We start from the raw sequence: 18,710 nt of genomic DNA, 5'->3' as shown, positions 1-18,710 counted from the left end.
CCCGTCCGCTCCCCCGCACGCACGCCGTGAACCCGAGGCCCCGGCCGTGAACGGGCCCGTCCTGGACACAGGGACGGGCCCGTTCACGTGTTCACCCGCCCCAACGGAACCCACGGACAGCAGAGTTGGGGACGAGACCACACCGCACCCGGGTTGGGCGAGTCACCGGCTGAGCACAGTAGGGGTGTGGAATGGACCAGCCTTCTCAGCACCACCATGGGTGCGCTCATCGCCCTTGCCGCTTCCGCGCTCGCCGAACGGCGCCGCTGGCTGCGGGAGAGTGAGCAGCGCACCCGGGACGACCGCCGCGCCTCCTACGTCGCCTTCCTGAACGCCACCGCGGAGGCCAGCGAGATCCTGGTCAACATCGCCCGGGGCCACGACCGCGACGAGATGGCGCTCGCCCGGGCCGCGACCGTCCTGCGCGACAGCAACGTCCTGCCCCGCCGGCTGGAGCTCTCCCTGGTGGCCGAGGACCACGTCGTCCGGCAGGCCACCCACACCGTCGCCCTGCTGCGCACCTACCGCGACACCGTCGCGCAGGGCCTCCCCTTCGACGCGGAGGAGCTGCAGCGCGCCCGCGTCGCCTTCAACGAACAACGCGACCGCCTCACGCAACACATGCGCGGCACGCTCTGACCAGCGCGTCGTCACAGCACCACCCCCGCATGCCGTGACCCAGATCACGCGCCCGTAGTGCATAGCGAAGCGCCCCCCGGCGTCTTTCTCCAGGTGTACGAAGGCGGCAAGTGCGGGGACGGTGCGGATGGGACAGGCAAAGAGCGAGGGGACCGACGGGTTCGACGGATTCGTCGCGGCCCGTTGGTCGGCGCTGTTCCACCTCGCGCGCCTGCTCTGCGCGGGTGACCGGCACCGCGCCGAGGACCTGCTCCAGGAGGCACTGGTCAAACTCTGGTCCGTCTGGCCGAAGGTCGCCGACGAGGCGCCCGAGGCGTACGTGCGCAAGATCCTGGCCCGTGCCGCCGCACGCTCCGCGCGCCGCCGCTGGTGGGGCGAACGCCCCGTCGAGCAGTTGCCGGACCTGGCGCAGACCGGGGACGAGTCCGCCGCCGTCGTGGAACGCTCGCGGCTGGAGGCGGCACTCGCCCAACTGCCGCCCCGGCAGCGGGCGGCGGTCGTGCTGCGCTACTACCAGGACCTGCCCGAGAGGCAGGTCGCGGAGGTCCTCGGTTGCCCGCTGGGCACCGCCCGTTCCCACGCGTCACGGGGTGTGGCGCGCCTGCGTCAGATCCTGGCGGACGTCATCGAGCCGGTGGGGTGAAGGAATCCATGGACCACTTCGAACGGGAGTTGGCGCGGATGATGCGCGACGCCCATGAACACACCCCCTTCGGGCCCGCGCAGCAGGACGGCCTCAGGTCCGGCATCCGCGTACGGCGCCGGATCCGCGCGGCGCAGAAGGCGGCCGGCTCGGTGCTGGCGGTCGCCGGGATCAGCGTCGGTCTCTTCCTGATGCCGCACGCCCAAGACCAGGAGCGCCCGCAGGCACCTCTCCCGCGCCCCGCCACCACCCCCACGTCCCCGACCGTCACCCCGACACCGACCCTGTCCCCCAGCGAGACGCCCAGCGGTTCGGCCACTTCCACGGCCGAGGACGGCGCGGGGACCTCCGTCACACCCGACAGCCCCACCGCGCCCGAGAGTTCGACCTCGGTCGCCACCGATCCGACCGGAGGGGCGACCACCAGCCCGCCGGCCACCACCCCGGTGCCACCCAGCGGGACGCAGTCGACCACCACGTCGAACGTCACGTCCTCGTACCTCGCCGGAACGGACGGCACCGAGTAGCTCCCGCACCCCACGCCCCCTCTCCCGTAGCCACCGCACTCGGACCCGGACGCCGTGATCGCCGTCGGGCCACGAGCCGCTTCCGCCTGCCCGGCGGCAGCGCACAGAACAGGACGAACCGTGATGAAGGCACCGAGTTCCGCTCCCGTGGGCTTCCCCACGCAGGCGATCGTGCACGGACCCCCTCAGGAGCGCCCGCCCATGAACCGACGCCGCGACGAGCGGCCGCACGGGGAGCGGCGGTCCGTGGACCGCCGGCCCGTCCGCGCGGACCACACGGAGCCCGTCCTCGACGTGGTCGTCCCCGTGTTCAACGAGGAGACCGACCTGGAGCCCGGCGTGCGGCGGCTCCACGCCCACCTGCGCGAGACGTTCCCCTACCCCTTCCGCATCACCGTCGCCGACAACGCCAGTACCGACGCCACGCCGCTGATCGCCGCCCGGCTGGCCGCCGAACTGCCCGAGGCCCGGTGGATACGGCTCGACGAGAAGGGGCGCGGCCGGGCCCTGCGCACCGCGTGGTCGGCGTCGCGGGCGTCGGTACTCGCGTACCTGGACGTGGATCTGTCCACCGAACTCAACGCGCTGCTCCCGTTGGTCGCCCCACTGATCTCGGGGCACTCCGACATCGCCATCGGCACCCGTCTCGCCCGGGGCTCGCGCGTCGTCCGCGGTCCCCGGCGCGAGATCATCTCCCGCTGCTACAACGCCCTCCTGCGTTCCGCGCTCGCGGTCGGCTTCTCCGACGCGCAGTGCGGCTTCAAGGCCGTGCGGCGCGACGTCGCCGAACGGCTGCTGCCCCTGGTCGAGGACTCCGCCTGGTTCTTCGACACCGAACTGCTGGTGATCGCCGAGCGCGCCGGGCTGCGTATCCACGAGGTACCGGTCGACTGGGTGGACGACCCCGACAGCCGGGTCGATCTGGTCTCCACAGCCGTGGCCGACCTGCGGGGCATCGCCAGGATCGGTCGCGCGCTGGCCCGCGGCACCCTGCCGACGGCCCGGTTCGGGCGGTCGGCGGGCGGCGGGCCCCCCGACTCCCTCACGGCGCAGCTGCTGCGGTTCGGGGCCGTCGGCGTGGTGAGCACCATCGGGTACGTGCTCCTCTACGCGGCGCTGCGTCCGGTGACGGGGCCGCAGCCCGCGAACGCGTGGGCGTTGCTGGTGTGCGCCCTCGCCAACACCGCCGCGAACCGGCGGCTCACCTTCGGCCTGCGCGGCAGCGGTGGTGCGGTGCGCCACCAGGTGAAGGGGCTGGCCGTCTTCGGCCTGGGTCTCGCGCTGACCAGTGGCTCCCTGGCGGCCCTGCACCGCTGGACGCAGGCTCCCGGACGGGCCGCCGAGATCGCGGTTCTCGTCGGAGCCAACCTGGCGGCGACGCTGCTGCGGTTCGCCCTCCTGCGCACCTGGGTGTTCCCCGCGACCGCCCACGACGACGGCACGAAGGGCGGTCCGCGATGAGCGACCACCCTGTTCGCGTGGGGACTTCACCGCGCGAGGACGGCGCCTCCCCCGTCGCCGGAGGAGATCGGCCCCTCGCCGCCCGGCGACAGGACGGGACAACTCCTTTGCCCGTCGGAGCAGTTCAACCACACGGAGCACCGAACGCCGCCGGACCGCACGAGGGCGCCACCCCGCTCCGGTTCCGCGTCCAGGAGGCGTGGGAGGGACTGTGCCGGTCCGTGCGGCCCCACGTTCCGGTCCTCGCCCTGTACGGCGCGCTGAAGCTGACCGGCTTCTGCGTCTTCATGTTCCTGCTGGACTCCACCGGGGACTTCCGGCGCAAGCACCCCCGCTTCGGGGGCGGCGCCCACGCCTGGGACGTACTCGCCACCTGGGACGGCTGGTGGTACCAGCAGATCGCCGCGCACGGCTACCACCCGGCGCTCGTCCCGGTACCCGGCGCCACCGGCCTGATCACCCTGGAGGGCAACTCCGCCGCGTTCTTCCCGCTGTATCCCGCGCTCATGCGCCTGGTCTCCTCGGGCACGGGGCTCGGCCTGTTCGGCGCGGGGCTGACGGTCTCGATCGTCGCCTCGTTCGTCGCGTCGCTGGGCATCCATGCCGTGACCTCCCGCGTCAGCGGCAGACGCGCCGGACTGGCCGCCGCCGGGCTCTTCGCCGTGTGGCCCGGATCCGGCATGGAATGGTCCGGCTACTCGGAATCGCTCTACATCGCCCTCGCCGCGTGGGCCTGTCACGCCGTCATGCGCCGCGCGTGGCTCACCGCGGGCCTTTTGACCTGTCTGGCCGGCCTCACGCGACCGACCGCCACCGCGCTCATCGCCGCACTGGCACTCGCCGCACTGCTGGAACTGCGCCGCCACCACCGCGAAGTACGCCGCTGGGGCAGCCTTCCGGCCCCCGACGGGAGGCGACGCCGAGGCCCGGTCCTGCGACCGCTCGCGGCCGTCGCGATCGCTCCGCTCGGCCTGGCGGGCTATCTCGGCTGGGTGGGACACCGGATGGGCGACCACGGCGGGTACTTCGCGCTCCAGAAGGGCGCCTGGGCCCACACGTTCGACTACGGCCGGCAGACCTTCGACGTCTTCACGTCACTCCCGGTCGGCCACTTCGACTACCTCTTCGCCTACCCCTACGAAGACCTCATCGGCGCCGCCACGGTCCTGCTCGCGCTGCTCGTCCTGCCGCTGCTCCTGCGGTTGCGCCCGCCGCCGGTCCTGATCGTCCACACCGTGCTGACCATGGCGCTCGTCCTGGGAAGCCAGCAGATCTTCGGCAACGTCTCCCGTTATCTGCTCCCCGCCTTCCCGCTGTTGATCCCCTGCGCCACCGCGATGCGCCGCCTCAGCACTCCGGTGCTGTGCACGGTCCTCGGTATCGCGGCACTCGCCTCCGGTTCGTACGCCGGATACGCCCTGTTCGAGCTGGGAGTGCCGTAGAGAGGTCAACTGCTCCCACAAGCAGAGCAGTTGACCCTCACGCGGGAGGCCTCGCCCCCATACGAGAGCGAACCCCGACTACGGCTTGGCCGGAGCGGCCTGCTGCACGACCTCGAAGGACCACAGCGTGGACCCGCTCGCGGCGGGCTGGGGACGCTCACCGCTCGGTGCGGCCCCGCCCTGGTGGGCGGCCTTCATCGGGCCCTCCATCCAGGCCTGGAAGGACTCCTCGTCACGCCAGCGGGTGTAGACGAGGTAGCTGTCGGTGCCTTCGAGGGGCCGCAGCAGCTCGAACCACTCGAACCCGTCGGAGCCCTCCACCGCGTGGGCACGCGAGGCGAAGCGCTTCTCCAGCGTCTCCCGCTGCTCGGCGGGGACGGTCAGTACGTTGATCTTGACTACGCTCATGCCCCCATCCTGCCGCACGGCGACAGGACCGCGGCGATACGGCCGCCCCGCTCATCGCATCCGCGGGGCGGGACCTCCCGAAACGCCACGCCTGGCGGCGAGGTTGAGGCTGTTGTAGACGCGTCTGAGGTGCTTGGCCACGGCGCAGGGCGCCCGGTCCACGGCACACTGACGGCAGGTGTTCAGGTGCCCTTCGTACGCCATGCGCGCCTGGTCGAGGGAGTCGGTGGGGGTCTGCATCCTTGGCTCCTGCCGCGGGGGGATACGCCGAGCGCACGCGGCGCACGAGAGGGAAGAGCGCCCCGCATAGTTGCCCGAGGCGCCCACCCGCATTTTGATCTTGTTACTTGAGGTAGGGCAAGCCACAGAAGAATCGGTCCGTCCAGAACGCCCCTGCACGTCGATTTCCGTTTCGCACCTTTTCCCTCCCATCGCACGAATTACTCCGTTTGTGTGACGATAGCCACTAGGGCGTGCCCGCTGTATCGCCGGGCACTTCGCACATCTCCACCTCGAGGAGGTCTCGATGACGGACCTGACCAGCAGCCCCGCGACCAGCAAGAACCAGACGGACAAGTCGACGCGGTCCAGCGACCGGGGCAGGGGTGATCCGGCCGGCAGGGGACGGACCACCATCGCCGACGGCGTGGTGGAGAAGATCGCCGCGGCAGCCGCACGGGACTCCATCGGCGTGCACAGCCTCGGCAGCGGCATGGCACGGACGCTCGGTTCCGTCCGCGACCGGGTGCCCGTCGGACGTCCCGGAGCCACCCGTGGAGTGAGCGTCGAGGTGGGAGAGCGTCAGGCGGCCGTGGACCTCGACCTCGTCGTCGACTACGGATACCCCATCGCCGATGTGGCCACAGGGGTACGCACCGACGTGATCTCGGCCGTGGAACGGATGACCGGCCTGGAGGTCGTGGAGGTCAACCTCGCCGTCGACGACGTCCATCTGCCCGACGAAGAGGACGACACACCACAGTCGGAGAGCCGCGTGACGTGACCCGCCGCCCCCCGGCCGGTCACCACGACGGGCGCGGCTGAGGAACCCGCCCGCCCTCACCGACGGTCCGGCCCAGCCCTCGCCGGGCACCCGAGAGCCCGCTTCGAACGAAGAATCCTCAGGAGGTGTGTCGCCGTGGACGAGAAGGACCACCGGCACGATGTCCGGCTGTCTCCGCTCGAACGCGCCGCGCTCGCGGAGATCGAGGAAGGGCTGCGGCACGACCATGTCGAACCGGACCCGCCCCCCACCCCCGCCCGACGGCCGTGGCTCCCGCTCTCGGTCGTGCTGATGCTGATCTGCTCGGTGTTCCTCGCCGTCGTCGGCTATCGCACATCCCAACCCGCCGTCCTCTGGTGCTTCGCGATCCTGTGGCCGCTCACCGTCATCCAGGCCGTCCGGCTGGTACGGCGCTGGATGAGGACCGGCGGCCGCGTCACCTCCTGGCTCTGAACGACCCGATCCCCGGGCCCGGTTCGAGGCGTAGGCCTTCCGGCCCGGTGCGGTCGGGCCGGTAGGCAGTGGCCTGGCGCGGTGACCGGGTCGGCGCGGCTGACGTAGGTCTCCGGTCATCCGCCCCGCCGACGGCGCCGGCCGCTGCTCGCATGGTCGGACCCGCTCGGCGGTGCGACGCTGGAGGGGTGAGGTATCCGTGGGGTGAGTGACCCGGGAGGACCGATGGGACGGGATGTTCCGGCGCTGGTCTTCACCCGCGAGGACCGACGCCAGTACCGGATCAAGATGCAGGACTGTCTCGACGCCTTCGCGCAGATGCTGCGTGAGTCACGGTTCGACGCGGAGCGGCCCCAGGTGGGCCTGGAGATAGAACTGAACCTGACCGACGCCGAGGGCGACCCGGCGATGCGCAGCAGCGACGTGCTCGACGCCATCGCGGATCCCGCCTGGGACTCCGAGCTGGGCCGGTTCAACCTCGAGATCAACATTCCGCCCCGGAGGCTGACCGCGGGCGGCCCCGACGCCTGGGAGGAGGAGATCCGCGCCGCGCTGAACCACGCGGACGAACGCGCCAGGAGCGTGGGCGTCCACCTGATCATGGTCGGCATCCTGCCCACCCTGCGCGAGGAGGACGTGGGCCCGAAGGCACTGTCGGAGAACGCCCGCTACCAGCTGATCAACGAGCAGGTCTTCGCGGCACGCGGCGAGGACCTGCTCATCGAGGTGGACGGCGTCGACCGGTTGCGGACCTACGCGGAGACCATCACGCCGGAAGCCGCGTGCACCAGCACGCAGTTCCATCTCCAGGTGTCACCCGAGGAGTTCGCCGGCTACTGGAACGCGGCGCAGGCGATCGCCGGGGTGCAGGTCGCGCTCGCCGCCAACTCGCCCTTCCTGTTCGGCAAGGAGCTGGCGCACGAGACCCGTATCCCGCTCTTCGAGCAGGCGACGGACACCCGTCCGCAGGAGATCAAGGCACAGGGCGTACGGCCCCGGGTCTGGTTCGGGGAGCGGTGGATCACCAGCGTCTTCGACCTCTTCGAGGAGAACCTCCGCTACTTCCCGGCCCTGCTGCCCCTGTGCGAGGACCAGGACCCCACACAGACGCTGGACCGCGGCGACATTCCCGACCTCGGCGAACTCACCCTGCACAACGGCACGATCTACCGGTGGAACCGTCCCGTCTACGCGGTCGCCCAGGGCAGACCGCACCTGCGGGTGGAGAACCGCGTACTGCCCGCGGGTCCGACCGTCGCCGACACCCTCGCCAACGGCGCCTTCTACTACGGCCTCACCCGCGCGCTCGTCGACGAGGACCGGCCGGTCTGGTCACGGATGTCCTTCTCCGCCGCCGAGGACAACCTGCACGCGGCGGCACGGCACGGCATCGACGCCCGCCTGTACTGGCCCGGAACAGGCGAGGTCCCGGTGCCCGAACTCGTCCTGCGCAGGCTGCTGCCGCTGGCCCACCAGGGCCTGGAGCGCTCGGGCATGGACGCGGCCTGGCGGGAACCGCTGCTCGGCATCATCGAGCAGCGGTGCGTCACCGCGCGCAACGGCGCCGTCTGGCAGAAGGAGATGCTGCACCGCCTCGAAGCCTCGGGCCACCACGACCGCCACGAGGCCCTACGGCTCATGACGCGGCAGTACATCGAGTACATGCACCTCAACGCCCCGGTCCACACCTGGCCGGTGGACTGACGCAGGCGTCCCTCCACCCGGCCGACGGACCGGGCAAACGTCCCTCACCCGGCCCGGCGGTCGCCGCGCTCCTCGCCCGCGCCGCACCCCCGAACGGCACCCCGGCGCGCGCCTGACGTCCGCCGGGTCCCCCTGTCCACCGGGGCCTGCCGGGATGTCCTTCGCGTTCGGTCAGCTCGCGGCGAGGAGCTGGAGCGTGTCGATCACGCGGTTGGAGAAACCCCACTCGTTGTCGTACCAGGCGACGACCTTGATGTGGCGGCCGTCGACGCGGGTGAGGGCCGAGTCGAAGATCGACGAGGCCGGGTTGCCCGTGATGTCGGACGACACGAGGGCGTCCTCCGAGTACTCCAGGACGCCTGCGAGCGGACCCTCCGCCGCGGTCCGGTAGGCCGCCAGCACCTCGTCGCGCGTCACGTCACGGGCCACGGTCGTGTTCAGCTCGACGATCGAGCCGACCGGGACGGGCACGCGGATCGAGTCGCCGGACAGCTTGCCCTCGAGGTTCGGCAGCACCAGGCCGATCGCCTTGGCGGCGCCGGTCGTCGTCGGCACGATGTTGACGCCGGCGGCACGGGCGCGGCGGGCGTCGCGGTGCGGGCCGTCCTGGAGGTTCTGCTCCTGCGTGTAGGCGTGCACCGTCGTCATGAAGCCGTGCTCGATACCGGCGAGTTCGTCGAGGACGGCGGCCAGCGGAGCGAGCGCGTTGGTGGTGCACGACGCGTTCGAGACGATCGTGTGCGTGGCCGCGTCGTAGGCGTCGTTGTTCACGCCGAACGCGAGCGTGACGTCGGCGCCGTCGGACGGCGCGCTGACGAGGACCTTCCTGGCGCCGGCGTCGAGGTGCGCGCGGGCCGCCTCGGCGGAGGTGAAGCGGCCGGTCGCCTCCAGGACGACGTCGACGCCGAGTTCCGCCCAGGGCAGCTGAGCCGGCTCGCGCTCGGCGAGCACCTTGATGCGGTGGCCGTCGACCACCAGGGTGTCCCCGTCGACGGTCACGGGGCGGCCGAGGCGGCCGGACGTCGAGTCGAAGGCGAGGAGCCGGGCGAGCGCGGCCGGCTCGGTGAGGTCGTTGACGGCGACGACCTCCAGCTTGGTGTCGCGTTCGAGCAGCGCGCGCAGCACGTTGCGTCCGATGCGGCCGAATCCGTTGATGGCGATGCGAGTCATGGGTGTTGTCCTTCCGGTCCCTGCGGGTTCCCTCCCAGCCTCGCTCGCGCGCCGCCGCCGTGACACCGGCGAGATCGCCATGGTCCGCAAGGATCGCGCCAGCCGACGGCGGAGGCTACTCGCCCTGGGTGAAGGTGCGCCGGTACTCGCTCGGGCTGGTGCCGAGGATGTGCTGGAAGTGGAGCCGCAGATTGGCGCCCGTGCCCAGGCCGACGCCCGCGGCGATCTGCTCGACGCTCCACTGCGAGCGCTCCAACAGCTCACGCGCCATGTCGATCCGGGCCCGCATCACCCATTGCATCGGGGTGTAGCCGGTGTCGTCGGCGAAGCGACGCGAGAAGGTCCGCGGCGACACCGCCGCGTGCTCGGCGAGTCTGTCGAGGGAGAGGGGTTCACCGAGCCGGTGCAGCGCCCACTCGCGGGTGGCGGCGAACCGTTCGCCCAGCGGCTCGGGCACGCTGCGCGGTACGTACTGGGCCTGACCGCCGCTGCGGTAGGGAGCGGCGACCAGGCGCCGGGCCGCGTGGTTCGACGCGGCCACACCGAGGTCGCCGCGCAGGATGTGGAGACAGAGGTCGATCCCCGAGGCGGCACCCGCCGACGTCAGCACGCTGCCCTCGTCGATGAAGAGGACGTTCTCGTCGACGTGGACGAGCGGGTGCTTCGCCGCGAGCGCCCGGGTGTAGTGCCAGTGCGTCGTGGCGCGCTTGCCGTCGAGCAGTCCCGTCGCGGCGAGCGCGAAGGCGCCGGTCGAGATGGCGGCCAGCCGCGCCCCTCGCTCGTGGGCGGCGACCAGCGCGTCGACGACGGCTCGCGGCGGGTCCTCGCGGTCGGGAGACCGGTAGCCGGGGACGAAGACGATGTCGGCCCACGCGAGCGCGTCGAGGCCGTGGGCGACGTGGTAGGACAGTCCGTCGCCGCCCGTCACGAGTCCGGGTTCCGCGCCGCACACCCGTACTTCGTACGGCATGCTCGCGCGGGTCGTGAACACCTGCGCGGCAATTCCGACATCGAGCGGTTTGGCCCCTTCGAGCACGAGAACGGCGACGCGATGCAGACGGCTTCCTGACACGGTGAAAGCGTACGTGGCCTGCGCTCGCGGGCCGGTCGGCCGGGCCGTGCGGAGGTCCGCCCGGGGGACGGGACGCGCCTCCGCGAGGGACCGAGGCCTCAACGGCGCCGCGCTGTCCGCAGATTACGGCCATATCACTTCGACAACCCCCTTCACGGGAGCCACACATGCCGTGCGAGGATGCGGCCTCCGGTATCGAATACCGGCGTAGAGGGGAACACCATTGAAATCAAGGAAACTGAGCCGTAAGCGGCAACGCGCGACCATAGTCACGGCGGCGGCCGCATCGGTCGTCGCCGGAGCGGCGCTGCTGCCCAACTGGTCCGCGGGCGCGGCGAGTGTCGCCGCCGACCCCAAGGTGGACGCGTCCACGAAGGCCACCTTCCAGAAGCTGGCCGACGCGGTCTTCACCGACCGTACGGACGCCCTGGTGGACAACGGGAAGAGCAAGCGGACCACGTCGCGGTTCTCCGGCGACGTACGTCTGTCCTCCACCCAGACCCGCGCGGAGAAGTCGGCGCTGTCGCAGCTGGAGAGCCGCAAGGCCCGCCTGGCGACGCTGGGCGAGAAGTACCGTGCGGGCAACACGACCGTGTCGCTGGACCGCACGCAGGTGAAGGGCCGTCACGCCACCGTCACCGTCACCGAGACGACGACGCTGACGTACGACGAGGCCAAGGTCAACGAGCCGAAGACCACCGGCTTCCAGGCCCACCACCAGCTGACGTTCAAGGCCGACCACAAGGGTGACTGGCAGCTGACCGGCGTCCGGGACACCGACGACGGTGTCGCGGTCAACCAGGTCGCCACCACCCCGCTCGTGGCCGCTCCGAAGACCGCCGACGACGGGCCGCCCACCGCGACCCGTTCGGCGATCACGAAGAACCCTGCGGCGAAGCCGAAGAACCTCACGGCCTCCGGTTACGACTACAAGGCCATGGCGGCGTACGCGGCCAAGTACTGGAAGACGTACAACCCGGCGTACCCGGACTTCAACGGGGAGGGTGCCGGCGGTGACTGCACCAACTTCGTCAGCCAGTCCCTGAAGGCCGGTGGCTGGAAGCACGTTCCCGGTTACACGAACGACTTCCACAACTGGTTCGGTACCGCGGACATCCAGTCGGACTCGTTCATCGGTGTCAACGAGTTCTCGTGGTTCGCGCTGTCCTCGAAGCGTGTCACCAGCCTCGCCAACGTCTACCAGCTGGACATCGGCGACGTGCTGCAGATGGACTTCAACAAGGACGGGTCCAAGGACCACAGCATGATCGTCACGTACCGCAGCCCGCAGGGTGTGCCGTACCTGTCGTACCACTCCACCAACACCTACAACAGGTCGGTGGCGAGCATCATCGCGTCGTACCCGAACGCCGCGTATTACGCCTACCGCACCTGACGGTCGGCGGAACGGGGCGGGAGTCGGCCGAGTGCCGGGCTCCCGCCCTTTTGCGTGCCGCCCGACCGCATCCGACCCGTGGGCGCCTCCGGACGTCAGAGCCAGGTGGTGCCGAGCCAGGCGGACGCCGCCGCGGCGACCAGCAGGGCGATGTTGAGGCCGATCAGCCGCGCCTCGCCGCGGGAGACATGGACGGCGATGCCCCCGACCTGGATGAGGACGAGGCCCACCGCGGCGGCGACGGCGAGGACGGGCGCGATCCCGGTGAGGGGCGGCAGTATCAGCCCCGCCGCGCCGAGGACCTCCAGCGTGCCGATGACTCTGACCAGCGCCATGGGCACCCGGTCGACCCAGCCCATCATGGGCCTGAGCTGTTCCTGGCTCCGCAGGACCTTCATGCCCCCGGCGTAGACGTAGAACAGCGCCAGCAGCCCCGCGACGATCCAGTACGCGACGTCCATGGTCATTCCCTCGCACAATAGTTACCCGGCGTAAGTTGCCCCATGATGAGTCACCGTCGAGGGGCTCACAAAAGGCACACGGGTGTGCGTCACGCACAGGGAGCTGTCATGTCGGAGTACGAGCACACATGCATGATCCGCGGGGACGGCGGGCGGACGATCCGCGCCGTGCTCGACCGCATCTGCGACAAGTGGACCCTGCTGATCGTGACGACACTCGACCAGGGCCGGCTGCGCTTTACCGACCTGCAGCGGCAGGTCCCCGGGATCTCGCAGCGGATGCTGACGCTGACACTGCGGAACCTGGAACGCGACGGTCTGGTGTCGAGGACGGCGTACGCGGAGGTTCCGCCCCGGGTCGAGTACGCGCTGACCCCGAACGGCCGGAGCCTCATCCCACCGGCGCTCGCGCTGGCCGGCTGGGCGATGGAGCACATCGCGGACATCGAGGCGAGCAGGGCCGCGTACGAGGAACGAACCGGCTGATTCGACCCGACGTCGGGACGGCGTTCCGGCAGATCGCTCTCCCGTCGTCGGGCAACCGAGCGTGGGCCGGACGCCGCACATGCTCTGGGCGGATACTGGACCCATGGGATTCGTCGTCTTCATGACGCTGCCGGGGCTGGTCATCCTGCTGACGGCGGTCGCCTTCGCCGACCAGCTCGTCCTGCGGCTGGGCCGGGCCGGCCTGCTGCCCTGGCGGAACAGCGTCCGGCACGGGCAGATATCGGCTACCGGTTTCGAGCAACTGCACGCGACCTTCTCGCCGGGCAAGCAGAGCGAGTTGAAGGAACGGCAGTCGGCGCTGATCCTCCGGGACGACGAGGAGGACGGCGCCCCGCCGAACAGGACCATGGTGGATCTGGACGGCGGAACAGCGGTCGTCCGCATGCCGGCGGGCCGGGCCGGGGACGCGTAGAGCGGGGCTGAGTTGGCCCCGAGGACGGGTTCCGCGCGGCGGGTGGCCCCACGGTGTCCGGCGCTGGGCGCGTGGCCCGGGCGGTGTCTGGCGCGGTGCCCGGGGTCTGGGGTGCAGCGCCGGGGACGCGTGGGCCGGGACGTGCGGCGCGCGGTCGCCTGGACGGCAGGTCGACGGACCGAACGTGCGCGCTCCGTAGGATGCGCCGCATGTCTGATGTCGCGCCTCGCCCCGAGCCGTTCACTCCGCGGACAGCACCCGCCGCACTCGACGACCTGCGCGCGCGGCTGCGCGGAACGCGGTGGCCGGACGCGCCGGAGGACGCCGGCTGGGCGCTGGGCACCGATCTCGACTATCTCCGCGAGCTCGTCGCGTACTGGGCGGACGGCTTCGACTGGCCGGCCCAGGAGGCGGCCCTCGCCCGGCTTCCCCACTTCCGGGTCCCGCTCGGCGGCCTCGGCATCCACTTCGTGCACGCGCGGGCCGTCGCGCCGAGCGGTCCGGTGCTGCCGCTGGTGCTCAGCCACGGCTGGCCTGACTCGTTCTGGCGCTACACGAAGGTGATCCCGCTCCTCACCGATCCCGGCGCCCACGGAGCGGACCCCGCCGACGCGTTCGACGTGATCGTGCCCGACATGCCGGGCTACGGCTACTCCGACCGCCCCACCGGTGCCCCGCTCGACTCGATCGCCGTCGCCGGTCTGTGGGCCGAGTTGATGTCCGTGCTGGGCTACGAGCGTTTCGGCGCCGCCGGTGGTGACATCGGCAGCCATGTGAGCCGGTACCTCGCGCTCGACCACCCCGACCGGGTCGTGGCCGTCCACCGCATGGACGGGGGCCTGCCCGTGTTCGGCGGCGACCCCGCCGACCTCACGCCCGAGGAGCGTGCGTGGATGGAGGGCGCGGCGGCATGGGGTGGGTCCGAGGGCGCCTACGCCGCCATGCACCGCACGAAGCCACAGACGGCGGCCGTCGGGCTCACCGACTCGCCGGCCGGGCTCGCCGCGTGGATCGTCGAGAAGCTGCGGGCGTGGAGCGACTGCGACGGTGACGTCGAGCGGTGCTTCACGAAGGACGAGATCCTGACGAACGTCACGCTCTACTGGCTGACGGAGACGATCGGTTCGTCGATGCGCATGTACCGCGCGAACGGTGCGATCCCGCCCGCGCAGCTCGCCCGCCGGGTCGAGGTGCCGTCCGGCTTCTCGATCTTCGCCGGCGACCTGGTCCGCGCACCCCGCGCCTGGCTGGAACGCACGACGAACCTCGCCCGCGCCACGGAACCGTCACGCGGCGGCCACTTCGCCCCCTTCGAGCAGCCGGAACTGTACGCGGAGGAACTCAGGGAGTTCTTCCGCCCGTTCCGCCGCTCACAGGTCTGAAGCGGCCTGAAGCGCCCTGTCGTCGACCACCACGGTCAGGACGGCTGATCCGGAGCGTCCAGACGCTCCGTGGGGCCGCCGAAAGCCAGGTGCAGCCGACGGGTCGCGATGAGCCACCGGCCGTCGACCCGGCGGAACGTGTCCTCGTAGTGACCCACGTTCGCGGGCGGTCGGGGCGGCACCAGTGTGCCTTCGGTGTGGCCGTCGACGCGGTAGGTGGCGAAGTAGGTCGTCGCGGCGGCGGTGTCGGGCGGGTCGACGGTGCGGTTACCGCCGGCACCTCGTCGAACACGCCGCCACCACCGCCCTCGACATGCACATCGTCCGCCGCGACCCCGCCACCAGGGGTTTCACCGTCCTACCCCGCCGGTGGACGGTCGGACGCACCCTGGGCCGGCCGATGAACCACCGCCGACTGGCACGTGACGACGAGGCCAAGCCGGCTCCGAAGCCAGGGTCCACCTCTCGATGATCAACCTCATGACACGACGCCTGACCGCGGAATCCACCTCGAGCCGGCGCGGCACCTGAACCAACCCCGACCAGGCGATCCGGGATGAAACAACAGGGGAAAGCGTCCTCTCAACTACCTTTCACCTGCCGAGTCCGAACGGCAGTACCAGAGAGAACGTGGACTTGCCCTCGCGGCATGGGGGTCATCTCACCCGTCCGGTGCTCGGTCAGTAGGCACCGTGCCGACGCAGGGAGCGCGGGCGGCCGTCGGGATCGGCGATGACCCGGTAGAGGGGCTCGGTCAGGGCCCGCGTGATGCGGGACAGGCGCGGCGGGTGGTAGGTGCGCAGCCGTCCCGGCGGTCGCGGACCGTGGCGGCCGTCGTCGTGCCACGCGTCCAGAGCGGCGGCCGAGTCGGCGTAGGCCGCGAAGGCGCGGTCCGGTTCGCAGAGTGCAGCCGCTTCCCCGTCCCCGTCGCGGTCAAGGTGTTCGAGATTCAACGACAACCGCAGCTCGCGGGCGAAGACGCGGGCGCCGTCACCCAGGCCGCCGGGGTCCATCGGTTCACGGGAGTCACGGGTCTCGTCGAGGACAGCGCAGCTGAGTTCCGAATCGTGCGTCCAGGAGCGCCGGTTGACGTTGTCGGACCCGACCGAGGCCCAGACATCGTCGATGACACAGACCTTGGCATGGACGTACACGGGTGTCCCGGCGTGATTCTCCAGGCTGTAGACGGCCACCCGGTCGCCGCCGGCCCGTCGCAGGACTTCCAGGGCGCGGATCCGGCCCAGCAGGTTCATCGGTGTGCTGATCCGCCCCTCCTGGTCCGGCAGTGGCGGCAGGACGGCGATCATCCGCAGTCCCGGATGATCCGCGAGAGCCTGGGCGAATGGCTGGACGGCACTCTCCGACCACAGGTACTGGTCCTCCAGGTAGATCAGCCGGCGTGCCCGCCGCAGGGACTTCGTGTAGGCGCGGGCGATGCTGCGTTCACCGTCGGGAGCGAACGGGTAGCCCCAGAGGCGGTTCGGGTAGGTGCGCAGGATCTGGACCGTGTGGGAACCGCGCGGGCCCGGGTCGGGTTGCTGCACCGGGAGCGGATCCGCCCGCGTGTCCTCGTCCCGGAGTGCCGCCCGCAGTCGGCTGCGCGGGCTGCGACTGAGCGGAGCCGGGTCCGTCCACCGCTCACGGAACGTGGCCTCGACATCGCCGACGGCGGGCCCGCGCACAGCCAGCTGGATGTCGTGCCAAGGTGGACGGGAACCGTAGGCGTCGGCGATGGGTTGCGCCAGCGGGTCACCCTGATGGGCGGCGTCGTCCCGCCGGCTGTGGCACAGATCGATCCCGCCGACGAAGGCGACGTCCAGCTCGGGCCGACCCGGGTGGCGCAGCACCACGAACTTTTGATGGTGCGAGCCGCCCGGCCGCACCCGCATGTCGAGCAGGCACTCGCCTCCCGCCTCCTCGATCTCCTCCCCCAGGTGGTAGTTCTCCTGTTCGCTGAACTGGAACCGATCCAGGTGCGAGCGCCACACCAGTCCCTTGACGACGACACCGCGGCGTGCGGCGTCGCACAACACGTCTCCGATAGCGCTGTCCGGACCGTCCAGCAGCTCGTCAGGGTCACCCCGCCAGTCCGTGAACATCAACATGTCGCCGGCCCGCTGCGCCCGCACGGCCGCGAGCAGCTCGGCGAAGTACACCGCCCCGTGTACCAGGGGGCGGACGTCGTTGCCGGTGGACCACGCCGCACCGTCGGCATGACGGCGGTCCACCCGAGACGCCGGATTCCCCCGCTGAGCGGAGGTGAGCAGCCAGTCGGCGCGTTCCACGTGACAGTCCTTCCAGTCAAGGGCCCCTTCCGGGATCTCCTGACAGATCCGATACCCCATGAGCGCGTGACCACGCGATTCCTGCTCCGCCAGCCCTGCGAGGACCCGGCAACCGGCGGACCCACCCGACCCGGACCCGTAACGCAACGGCATTGCGTCCAGGACGGCACTCCGAGTCGCGTCCCGCGCGAGGTGCTCACCGGTGCCCGCGCGGTGGCGGTGGGCGGCGTACGACCGAGGAGGGAGCGGTGTGTGTGCGGCGTTCAGGAGGTGGGAGGCGCCGCGGACGGCCGCGGTGTGGGGAGCGGGGGCCGGCGTGACCGGTGCGTGCAGGTGATGGGTGGTGACGCGCCCTCGTCCAGCCGGCCGTCGACCGAGCGATGAAGCGCGTATGGGTCTCTTCAACACCGTTGATTCGAGGACTCGTTGACTGTCCGACTCGTCGGGTGATCAGTACGCTCGGAGTGACCCCGGCGTCCAGTTCGAGGAGTTTCATGTCCACGGCACGGCAGGCCCCCGACATCCTTTCGCCCGAGTTCGCCGCGAACCCCTATCAGGCCTACCGGGTGATGCGGGAGGAGGAGCCGCTGACCTGGCACGAGGCGATGCAGAGCTACATCGTCTCGCGGTACGCGGATGTCGAGCGGGTCTTCAAGGACAAGAAGGCCGAGTTCACGACCGACAACTACAGCTGGCAGCTGGAGCCGGTGCACGGCCGGACGATCCTTCAGCTGAGCGGGCGGGAACACGCGGTGCGGCGGGCGCTGGTGGCGCCGGCGTTCCGGGGCAGCGATCTGCAGGAGAAGTTCCTGCCCGTCATCGAGCGCAACTCGCGCGACCTCATCGACGCCTTCCGGCACTCCGGCTCCGCGGACCTCGTCAGTGACTACGCCACCCGGCTCCCGGTCAACGTGATCACCGACATGCTGGGGCTGGACAAGGCCGACCACACCCGCTTCCACGGCTGGTACACGGCAGTCATCGCGTTCCTCGGCAACCTCGCGGGCGATCCCGAGGTGACGGCGGCGGGCGAGCGCACGCGGGTGGAGTTCGCCGAGTACATGATCCCCGTGATCCGCGAGCGGCGGGAGAACCCGGGGGACGATCTGCTGTCCGTGCTCTGCGCCGCGGAGGTGGACGGTGTGCGGATGAGCGACGAGGACATCAAGGCGTTCTGCAGTCTGCTGCTCGCGGCCGGGGGCGAGACCACCGACAAGGCGATCGCGAGCGTCTTCGCCAACCTCCTGCGCAATCCGGACCAGTTGGCGGCCGTCAGGGCGGACCGCGCTCTCATCGCCGCCGCCTTCGCCGAGACCCTCCGCTACACCCCTCCGGTTCACATGATCATGCGGCAGTCCGCCACGGAGGTGGAGGTCTCCGGCGGTGTCATCCCGGCGGGCGCCACCGTGACGTGTCTGATCGGCTCCGCCAACCGTGACGGGGACCGCTACCGCGAGCCCGACCGCTTCGACATCTTCCGCGACGACCTGAGCACGACGTCCGCGTTCACCGCCGCCGCGGACCATCTCGCCTTCGCCCTCGGGCGGCACTTCTGTGTGGGGGCGCTCCTCGCCAAGGCGGAGGTCGAGACCGGTGTGAACCAGCTCCTCGACGCCCTTCCCGGCCTCCGCCTCGCCGACGGCTTCGACCCGGCCGAGCAGGGCGTCTTCACCCGCGGCCCGCGGTCGCTGCCGGTGGTCTTCGACCCGGTGACCGGGTAGCACGGGCGGCAGGGCTGCGTGTCG

At 70.9% G+C, this 18,710-nt stretch carries 19 protein-coding genes and 2 pseudogenes; 14 read left to right on the top strand and 7 right to left on the bottom strand.

Translation table 11 applies throughout. The annotated features are described in order from the left end of the window. Positions 1-186: 186 nt before the first annotated feature. The 5 genes from AB0C62_RS27680 to AB0C62_RS27660 all read left to right on the top strand — a co-directional run bounded on the left by AB0C62_RS27680 (position 187) and on the right by AB0C62_RS27660 (position 4,712). Positions 187-639 carry a hypothetical protein gene (locus AB0C62_RS27680; RefSeq protein WP_362977599.1) on the top strand — a complete coding sequence of 151 codons (453 nt, stop codon included), beginning with the start codon at positions 187-189 and terminating at the stop codon, positions 637-639. Between the two features lie 127 nt (positions 640-766). After that, on the top strand, positions 767-1,282 hold the full coding sequence (locus tag AB0C62_RS27675; RefSeq protein WP_362977597.1) for a SigE family RNA polymerase sigma factor: 516 nt from the start codon (positions 767-769) through the stop codon (positions 1,280-1,282). 8 nt (positions 1,283-1,290) lie between these two features. Beyond that, on the top strand, positions 1,291-1,809 hold the full coding sequence (locus tag AB0C62_RS27670) for a cellulase (RefSeq protein WP_362977595.1): 519 nt from the start codon (positions 1,291-1,293) through the stop codon (positions 1,807-1,809). 201 nt (positions 1,810-2,010) lie between these two features. Beyond that, a complete protein-coding gene (locus tag AB0C62_RS27665; protein ID WP_362977593.1) occupies positions 2,011-3,270 on the top strand; it encodes a bifunctional glycosyltransferase family 2/GtrA family protein in 1,260 nt (419 codons plus the stop codon). Positions 3,271-3,479: 209 nt separating this feature from the next. Continuing rightward, positions 3,480-4,712, top strand: a complete 1,233-nt coding sequence (locus AB0C62_RS27660) for a hypothetical protein (RefSeq protein WP_362977713.1) — start codon at positions 3,480-3,482, stop codon at positions 4,710-4,712. Between the two features lie 78 nt (positions 4,713-4,790). Here the strand turns inward: AB0C62_RS27660 and AB0C62_RS27655 are convergent, their stop codons facing one another. Both AB0C62_RS27655 and AB0C62_RS27650 read right to left on the bottom strand, forming a co-directional pair. Then, positions 4,791-5,120 (bottom strand): antibiotic biosynthesis monooxygenase, encoded by a 330-nt coding sequence (locus AB0C62_RS27655; protein WP_362977591.1) that lies wholly within the window; start codon positions 5,118-5,120, stop codon positions 4,791-4,793. A 51-nt stretch (positions 5,121-5,171) separates the two neighbouring features. Beyond that, on the bottom strand, positions 5,172-5,360 hold the full coding sequence (locus tag AB0C62_RS27650) for a hypothetical protein (protein ID WP_362977589.1): 189 nt from the start codon (positions 5,358-5,360) through the stop codon (positions 5,172-5,174). A 286-nt stretch (positions 5,361-5,646) separates the two neighbouring features. On the opposite strand from AB0C62_RS27650, the gene AB0C62_RS27645 reads away from it, so the two are divergent. The 3 genes from AB0C62_RS27645 (at position 5,647) to AB0C62_RS27635 (ending at position 8,280) form a co-directional block, all read left to right on the top strand. Beyond that, positions 5,647-6,123, top strand: a complete 477-nt coding sequence (locus AB0C62_RS27645) for an Asp23/Gls24 family envelope stress response protein (protein WP_362977587.1) — start codon at positions 5,647-5,649, stop codon at positions 6,121-6,123. Between the two features lie 135 nt (positions 6,124-6,258). After that, the gene (locus AB0C62_RS27640) at positions 6,259-6,576 is read left to right on the top strand and encodes a DUF3040 domain-containing protein (RefSeq protein WP_362977585.1); all 318 of its coding nucleotides are present in this window, start codon (positions 6,259-6,261) and stop codon (positions 6,574-6,576) included. A 225-nt stretch (positions 6,577-6,801) separates the two neighbouring features. Beyond that, a complete protein-coding gene (locus AB0C62_RS27635) occupies positions 6,802-8,280 on the top strand; it encodes a glutamate--cysteine ligase (protein WP_362977583.1) in 1,479 nt (492 codons plus the stop codon). 171 nt (positions 8,281-8,451) lie between these two features. Here the strand turns inward: AB0C62_RS27635 and gap are convergent, their stop codons facing one another. Then, a complete protein-coding gene (gene gap / locus AB0C62_RS27630; protein WP_362977581.1) occupies positions 8,452-9,450 on the bottom strand; it encodes a type I glyceraldehyde-3-phosphate dehydrogenase in 999 nt (332 codons plus the stop codon). A gap of 115 nt (positions 9,451-9,565) precedes the next feature. Further along, a complete protein-coding gene (locus AB0C62_RS27625) occupies positions 9,566-10,522 on the bottom strand; it encodes a helix-turn-helix domain-containing protein (protein ID WP_362977579.1) in 957 nt (318 codons plus the stop codon). Positions 10,523-10,745: 223 nt separating this feature from the next. On the opposite strand from AB0C62_RS27625, the gene AB0C62_RS27620 reads away from it, so the two are divergent. Continuing rightward, positions 10,746-11,918, top strand: a complete 1,173-nt coding sequence (locus AB0C62_RS27620; RefSeq protein WP_362977577.1) for an amidase domain-containing protein — start codon at positions 10,746-10,748, stop codon at positions 11,916-11,918. A gap of 95 nt (positions 11,919-12,013) precedes the next feature. Here the strand turns inward: AB0C62_RS27620 and AB0C62_RS27615 are convergent, their stop codons facing one another. Continuing rightward, positions 12,014-12,379, bottom strand: coding sequence for a DoxX family protein (locus AB0C62_RS27615; RefSeq protein WP_362977711.1), 366 nt, complete (start codon positions 12,377-12,379; stop codon positions 12,014-12,016). Between the two features lie 108 nt (positions 12,380-12,487). Here AB0C62_RS27615 and AB0C62_RS27610 point away from each other — a divergent pair, with 108 nt between their 5' ends. The 3 genes from AB0C62_RS27610 to AB0C62_RS27600 all read left to right on the top strand — a co-directional run bounded on the left by AB0C62_RS27610 (position 12,488) and on the right by AB0C62_RS27600 (position 14,680). Further along, positions 12,488-12,865: a helix-turn-helix domain-containing protein gene (locus AB0C62_RS27610; RefSeq protein ID WP_081221460.1), complete on the top strand. Its 378-nt coding sequence runs from the start codon at positions 12,488-12,490 to the stop codon at positions 12,863-12,865. A 103-nt stretch (positions 12,866-12,968) separates the two neighbouring features. Beyond that, the gene (locus AB0C62_RS27605) at positions 12,969-13,298 is read left to right on the top strand and encodes a DUF6191 domain-containing protein (RefSeq protein ID WP_362977575.1); all 330 of its coding nucleotides are present in this window, start codon (positions 12,969-12,971) and stop codon (positions 13,296-13,298) included. A gap of 209 nt (positions 13,299-13,507) precedes the next feature. Further along, entirely contained in the window at positions 13,508-14,680 is a 1,173-nt protein-coding gene (locus tag AB0C62_RS27600; protein ID WP_362977573.1) for an epoxide hydrolase, read from the top strand. A 35-nt stretch (positions 14,681-14,715) separates the two neighbouring features. On the opposite strand, the pseudogene AB0C62_RS27595 reads toward AB0C62_RS27600, so the two are convergent. Then, positions 14,716-14,943, bottom strand: a pseudogene (locus AB0C62_RS27595) (nuclear transport factor 2 family protein); the annotation flags it as partial. Between the two features lie 2 nt (positions 14,944-14,945). On the opposite strand from AB0C62_RS27595, the pseudogene AB0C62_RS27590 reads away from it, so the two are divergent. Next, positions 14,946-15,211 (top strand): annotated as a pseudogene (locus AB0C62_RS27590) (IS5/IS1182 family transposase); the annotation flags it as partial. Between the two features lie 149 nt (positions 15,212-15,360). On the opposite strand, the gene AB0C62_RS27585 reads toward AB0C62_RS27590, so the two are convergent. Beyond that, the gene (locus AB0C62_RS27585) at positions 15,361-16,965 is read right to left on the bottom strand and encodes a phospholipase D family protein (protein ID WP_362977571.1); all 1,605 of its coding nucleotides are present in this window, start codon (positions 16,963-16,965) and stop codon (positions 15,361-15,363) included. Between the two features lie 494 nt (positions 16,966-17,459). Here AB0C62_RS27585 and AB0C62_RS27580 point away from each other — a divergent pair, with 494 nt between their 5' ends. Beyond that, positions 17,460-18,686: a cytochrome P450 gene (locus tag AB0C62_RS27580; protein ID WP_362977569.1), complete on the top strand. Its 1,227-nt coding sequence runs from the start codon at positions 17,460-17,462 to the stop codon at positions 18,684-18,686. Positions 18,687-18,710: the final 24 nt, after the last annotated feature.

This window comes from Streptomyces sp. NPDC048643 (assembly GCF_040650615.1).
GTDB lineage: Bacteria > Actinomycetota > Actinomycetes > Streptomycetales > Streptomycetaceae > Streptomyces.
Note: the sequence above shows the minus strand (reverse complement) of the source record. Positions and strands in the feature narration are given on the sequence as shown.